Annotated in this window: 7 protein-coding genes; 2 read left to right on the forward strand and 5 right to left on the reverse strand. The window is 60.0% G+C overall.

The genetic code is table 11. The features are described from left to right. Positions 1-383: 383 nt before the first annotated feature. Both ACLJK8_RS21760 and ACLJK8_RS21765 read left to right on the forward strand, forming a co-directional pair. On the forward strand, positions 384-2,231 hold the full coding sequence (locus ACLJK8_RS21760) for an ATP-binding protein (RefSeq protein WP_413152528.1): 1,848 nt from the start codon (positions 384-386) through the stop codon (positions 2,229-2,231). A 217-nt stretch (positions 2,232-2,448) separates the two neighbouring features. After that, positions 2,449-2,910, forward strand: a complete 462-nt coding sequence (locus tag ACLJK8_RS21765) for a hypothetical protein (RefSeq protein ID WP_413152530.1) — start codon at positions 2,449-2,451, stop codon at positions 2,908-2,910. Positions 2,911-2,958: 48 nt separating this feature from the next. On the opposite strand, the gene ACLJK8_RS21770 is transcribed toward ACLJK8_RS21765, so the two are convergent. The 5 genes from ACLJK8_RS21770 to ACLJK8_RS21790 form a co-directional block, all read right to left on the reverse strand. Further along, the gene (locus ACLJK8_RS21770) at positions 2,959-3,498 is read right to left on the reverse strand and encodes a recombinase family protein (protein WP_413152531.1); all 540 of its coding nucleotides are present in this window, start codon (positions 3,496-3,498) and stop codon (positions 2,959-2,961) included. A gap of 179 nt (positions 3,499-3,677) precedes the next feature. After that, positions 3,678-3,971: a hypothetical protein gene (locus ACLJK8_RS21775; protein ID WP_413152532.1), complete on the reverse strand. Its 294-nt coding sequence runs from the start codon at positions 3,969-3,971 to the stop codon at positions 3,678-3,680. A 22-nt stretch (positions 3,972-3,993) separates the two neighbouring features. Continuing rightward, positions 3,994-4,800, reverse strand: a complete 807-nt coding sequence (locus tag ACLJK8_RS21780) for a hypothetical protein (RefSeq protein WP_413152533.1) — start codon at positions 4,798-4,800, stop codon at positions 3,994-3,996. A 13-nt stretch (positions 4,801-4,813) separates the two neighbouring features. Beyond that, entirely contained in the window at positions 4,814-5,239 is a 426-nt protein-coding gene (locus ACLJK8_RS21785; RefSeq protein ID WP_413152534.1) for a hypothetical protein, read from the reverse strand. Between the two features lie 17 nt (positions 5,240-5,256). Next, the gene (locus tag ACLJK8_RS21790) at positions 5,257-5,847 is read right to left on the reverse strand and encodes a hypothetical protein (protein WP_413152535.1); all 591 of its coding nucleotides are present in this window, start codon (positions 5,845-5,847) and stop codon (positions 5,257-5,259) included. Positions 5,848-6,006: the final 159 nt, after the last annotated feature.

Raw genomic sequence — 6,006 nt, forward strand, 5'->3', positions numbered from 1 at the left:
CCGCAAGCGGGAAACTCTAGTCGGGCTACGCCCTCCCGCCGTTCCCCGCTTGCGGCGCCAAGTGGCCTACTTTTGCGCCGCCCAACGGCCTGGTTTTGCTCCGCCGTTGACACGAAGCAGACACACGCGCGCGCCATTCTCGATTTACGCACCGGTCAACGCGGCCAAGCAGTTCAGCCCCTTCGTCGCGGAACCTTGTAGGCCATTAAGTCTGCCACGCGAGCCCTCCGCATTGTATTCCGGTGCAGCGTCGGGCGCTCCATCGCGCAGGTCTCCGCCGCGGGAAAGTCACATTTCGGCGCGTTCATCTCCTGAATGGTGAGGCCGCAAGCCTTGTACTCCGACAACGCCAGCGCGCGCTGTCACAGCCCATGGAGACGATCATGCTACACAATCCCGATGCTGACCGGACTGCGCCTGAGGTCGAAATGACCTGGCCCGAAGACGCACCCAAGGGCGGCAGGACGGTTCTGAACCGAATCCTCAAGGACGGGGCGAGCGTTCCGCTCTTCTTCGCCCAGACCCTCGTCGCGTCGCTGCGCGACCAAGGGTACAATGACACCACCTCCGCGCTTTGCGAGCACGTCGACAACGCCGTCGAAGCGGGAGCGGATGAGGTGCGTGTCTTCTTCCGTCAGACCGGAAAGCCGGGCAGTTATGTGGTGGACGCCGCCGTCTATGATAACGGCCGGGGCATGGCGCCGAACGTTCTCAAGGTCGCGATGTCTTTCGGCGGCTCGCTGAACTACAACAACCGCACTGGCATCGGCCGCTTCGGAATGGGGATGAAGACGGCGGCGCTCAGCATGAGCCCGATCATGGACGTCTATTCCTGGCAGGAGCGAGGTGCCTTCTACAACATGACCCTCGACGTCGAAGCCGTCGGGCGGGAGCGGTCCAACAGCGTGGAACTGCCTGACCCGCAGCTCGTCACCGAGCTGCCGGACGAGGTAGCCGATTTCTTCCGCAAGCCCCAGTCGTTCCCGAAAAATCATGCCGAGCAGGAGCTGATGGCTGGGCCGAATGACGATATAGAGGAGGCCCTCAGCCGCACCGGCACGATCGTGTTCATGCCGGAATGCGACCGCCTAAGCTTCGCGAAGGCGCAGACGCTGGCTGAGCATGCGACCAAGGAGATGGCTCGGGTGTATCGCCGCGCCATCGCCAACGGCCTCAGGCTATACGTCAACAACCGGCTGGTGAAGGCGTTCGATCCGACCTATTCGATGGCGGGCGCCCGGCACGTCCAGTTCCTTGAGGACGTGGAATTCAAGACGAGCCGCCTGATCCGGGGCAAACCCGTCGAAATTCCTATCCGTCATGGGAGTGACGCCACCACGGCGCCGATTACGGTCCGGCTCTATAAGCTACCGATCGAGGAATGGTATCACCTTCCTAAGAAGACTCTGAAGAACGACCTCCAGGTCTTCAACGGTCTGACCGTGTCGATCATGCGGAACGGGCGGGAGCTCCTAGCGGATCGTATGCCTGATCTTACGACCCGCCACTCGGTTACGCACTGGTTCCGTATCCAGATTGATTTCCCTGGCGTTTTGGACGAGGCCTTCGGCGTCGCCGCGAACAAGCAGGGCGTGAGGCTCAAGGACTACGTCAAGAAGGCCATCAAGGAGGCGATCGGGGAGGACATCTCGACCGTCATTAACGAGATCAGGCGGTTCCAGAGTGAAGAGCGGGTGCGGTCGCGAAGCAGTCAGCCGAGCACGAGCGAGCGGATAGCCACGGATGCGGATCCGCATCAGGCTCGGTCCTTCGCTCTCTTGCCGGAGGAAGAGGCGCAGATCGAAGAGAACTTGCGCAGCCTGGCCGTATCGCTGCGCAGGCACGACGAGACAGACGAGGAGGCGTTCGAGCGGGTGAAAAATTCGCGGTACCTGATCCATTTCGGGCACGACGAATTCTGGCCGTTCTACCGGGCCGAACGCCGCTATGGCCGGTTCATCCTGACCATCAACACCGCGCATCCGTTCTTCACGGAGCTGTACGAGCCACTGCGGACGGCCAACGCCGACGGCGACGCCGACGACGAGGACGGCAGCGCCCACGATCTGCCCCAAGAAGGATCCGGCCCGCTCGTCGCGCTTGAGCTCATGCTCCTATCCCTCGCGCGGACGCAGGCCTCCCTCGGCGCCGACAACGAGGAGGCCCACAAGACCCTTGATCTGCTTCAGCGGGAATGGTCGCAGGCCTACCGCGTGCAGATGACCGCCTGACCGGAAGGCGGCAGAGCGTCACATTCGGCCTCTGCCGCCTCCTGACAGTTTGCAGCACGCTCGTGTTCGCGTATCCTGCTTCAACCTAGGAGGTTTTTGACGCTGTCGAATCGCTTTGGCCCGGCACAGCGCCCGGATCAGAGATCCCGCCAGTGAAGGAAGCCCCCTGCCAACCTCGCGTGACCGCAACGGCGCGCACAGATATTGAGGTGAAGGGATGGTTCTTCCAGAACCGTGGGCTGCCTACGTGCGGCAACAAAAGGCGCTTTCCGAGACAACATCGCTGTCCGACCGGTGCTGGGGCCTTGAGAGCTCCCTCATCGATCGTATCGAGGCCATCGCCGAGGGCAGGGCGGTCTCGGCCGAGGCGAGCGATCGCCAAGCCGCGTCGGCGGCGCGGCGGGAGCGGCACCGCAGGCGCATCCTCGCGATGTACGGTCCGACGGCCTTTCAGACGGGATGCCCGACAGTCGCTCGCGGCCTTGAGGCGCGGCAGGCGATCGGGAACCTCGCGCGCCGGGCGGGACGCTTCGACAGCCTGCTTCTGCTGGCCGTCGCCAGCGGCGTCAGCCCGGCCACGATCGCCGAGAGACTGCTCATGTCCCCCGCCGCGATCAGGCAGCGCGTTTCGCGGACGCGCCGCGCCAACGATCACCTGCGGCCCGACGAAGCGGCCTGATCCAAGGTGCTCGACCGGCGGCGTCTGCGCCGCCGGTCTGTCCGCCGCCTATGCCCGCCGCACGGTCTGCAAGCTGACCCTGAACAGCCGGGCGATCTCGGGTACGGACCGGCCTTCCTCGTCGCGCATGTGGCGCACCTCGGCCCGCTGGACGGCCGAGAGCGCCGGGGGGCGCCCCCCCACCCTGCCCCGCCGCCGTGCGGCCTCCAGGCCCTCCCTGGTGCGCTCGGAGATGCGCTCGCGCTCGAACTGCGCGATCGACGCGAAGACATGGAAGATGAGGCGCCCGGCGGGCGTGGTGGTGTCGATGTCCTCGGCCAGGGACCGGAAGCCGCCGCCGCGCTCCTCGATCGCCTCGACGATCTCAAGAAGGTCGCGCAGGCTGCGCGCCAGGCGATCGTACTTGGTCACGACAATCACGTCGCCCTGCCGCACCTGGTCGAGCAGACGGTCGAGCTCGGGCCGTCTGCGCAGGCTGCCGCTGATCCTGTCGGTGAAGATACGCTCCGCCCCCGCACCTTGCAGGGCGTCCGTCTGGGCGTCGAGGCTCTGGTCGTCCGTAGAGACGCGTGCATAGCCGAAAATCATGCCGGATCCTGCCAAAAACCTTCCAAAACCGTCAAGGTATTGGCGGGGGGTTTTGGCTTTATCAACAGGCTGTTTTTCAGGGCCGCGCGCGCCGCGCCATAAACGATCGTTACTGACCTACCGCTGCTAACATCACCCACCCCAAAGAGGGAGTGGGGTACATCTGGGCGGAGCGTCACCTACTCCTTCACAAACTCCCCGCGAACGGGAACGCCCTCGACCATTGGTTGTCCGCCCCCCGCAGTTTCATTGGCAACTGCATCACAGATCGCGGTGGCTACTTGTTTAGCCGTTCCAAGAGGCGCCAGCCCCAGTCCGAGAATATCCACGACCGTTCCCGCCGTCGGAAGATAGCTGCAAATCGCCTTCGCCTGGTTCCTAGTAGCCTCTACCGTCTGATCTTGTGTCGTCGTGCACCCTACGAGCGTCACCAACACGACCGCAAAAGCTATACCGCTGAGGCGCATTTTCATCCCATCTCCTTCAATTCGTGGACTACGATGTAGCTGACGGGAATGCGCTTGGTGCAAGCTGAAATAGTTCTACAGAAAGATGCTTCGTGTCTCGATATCTAGAAAGCCAAGCACCATACGAGAAGTTCTGTTCAAACTGTCCTCGCGACGAACTATTAGAGTAAATTCTTGTATCACCCAAATTCCCAGTGCTCACGCTTCCTATAATTCCCACGTGTCCTATATTTCGCCCATGTGGCGTACTAACGGTTGGCGAGATTATGACGCATCCAGGAACCGGCGTCTCAATGCTCCCATGCTTTTGCCTAAGCACCAGCACCATATTTGCCGTTGCGAGACCGCCGCCTATCTGCCGCCCCAAAGCCATTTTAGCCACTTGATTTACCGCCCATGCGCAGGCGAGTCGCCCGTTATTAGTGCCAGGTGCATTCTTCGAGATGAGATGGTCAGAATGATTGCCGTCGGCGCAGTGTCCGGCCTGCCTGTTTAGCTTCTCATTCACCTGTTGCTGAGTGAGCGAGACACCGCCACCGATATCACCTCCGGCGTCCTCGAAGTCAGTACCGCGAATTGCGCGCAACCGTTCTTGCAGCTTTTCTGAGAGCTCTGATGCTGCGCCGCCTGTCGCATCATCCTCAGGCAGGATATCGTTTACAGTCTCCGGGGCCTTACCAGGTGCCTGCCTTACGATCACAGGCTCCCCATCGACGTCGTCGAACTGATCGATAAAATAGTATGTAGATCCCCCAATGGTTGCAGTATCGAACGTCTCGAACTCCATCGTAGGGTCTAATAGTTTTGCTACGTCGGCTGGAAGCCCATCTGCCATTGCAATATCCTCCTTAGCTTACGGCAATTGCTCGTAGTCGGTTACCAGAGAACTTTAAGGTCTTTAGTAATTCGTTTCCGTCTAGCTTGCCTCCGCCTGCAAGCTCGTCGTTCATGGCCTGCAACGATTCCTCTACTACAGTACTTGCATCCCCCGCTGCCTTCTTGGTCGCATCCAATGTGGCGTTGGCTTGGTCTGCCTCGCGCTTTGATGCATCAGCGTTCTTCTCAGCTGGCACACGGCCAAAATAATAACCAGTGACGGTTCCTAGGAGTCCAAGCGCTAGTAATAGCATGTCTTTCTGACGCCCGAACGCCTCTATCGAGGCCGGCGTGTTCGCCGCCTTACCAGATGTATAAGCATCTATCAGCATCCATGTAGCCACGCCGGCGATAAGCACGCTTACAAGGGCGCAGATGCCCTCACGGAATCTGTCCAAGTATATCCCCTTTTTAGCTAGTTGGTATCCTGGCTAAGTTCCTCATCCTGCGCCGGTCTGGAGGATTCAGCACGCCGCGTCAGTTCCTCCTCGAAGGCATGCTGGGGAATCACCTTCAGAAGGAGGTCAGATTTAAGCCCATCAATATACGGAACAAAGAAGTTCTCTGTCCCGGAAATCCATGCTGATGACAGCTTAACTGCAGGTGCATCTATTATCCTGAATTCGAACTCGTCTTCTTTGTCAGCTACCAGATCGACAGCAATGTTCGCCGCATCGATCAAGGCGGCAGCATTTTTGCTAGTCGAGAGGCTAACCAGTTTTGTTTCGTCGTTATTATGGCGCACATCTGCATAAGCGCCTCCACCACTTCCCTGATCGATCAAATATCTCCATGACACAAACGTAGCGTGGGACAGTATATCTCCTAAATTATGATTACGAATGTCGGCTAATCCAATGCTGTATAAAGCTATCGGTTGTGACAAGTCTAGAACACTCCCCCCGGACAAGCTATCAAAAGCGGGCTGGGGGACCAGGTCTTCCAATGCGCGGTTGATAGCCAGGGGTGCGTCTCCGGGCGCGTCATCGCGAATGCGGACTCCCATGTTCCTATCCCCCTAATGTCGTCTCGTCATCGCTTAGCGCTGAATGAATTGGCCCCCGTTTCGACCGGACACTTGAGCACAGCCATGGAGGCTTAGGCATATGCCTGAGCACGTGCTTATGTCTGAGATAGAGATCATCACTGATGGCGGCCGTCGGCG

It is taken from the genome of Amaricoccus sp. W119 (genome assembly GCF_047275745.1).
GTDB lineage: Bacteria > Pseudomonadota > Alphaproteobacteria > Rhodobacterales > Rhodobacteraceae > Amaricoccus.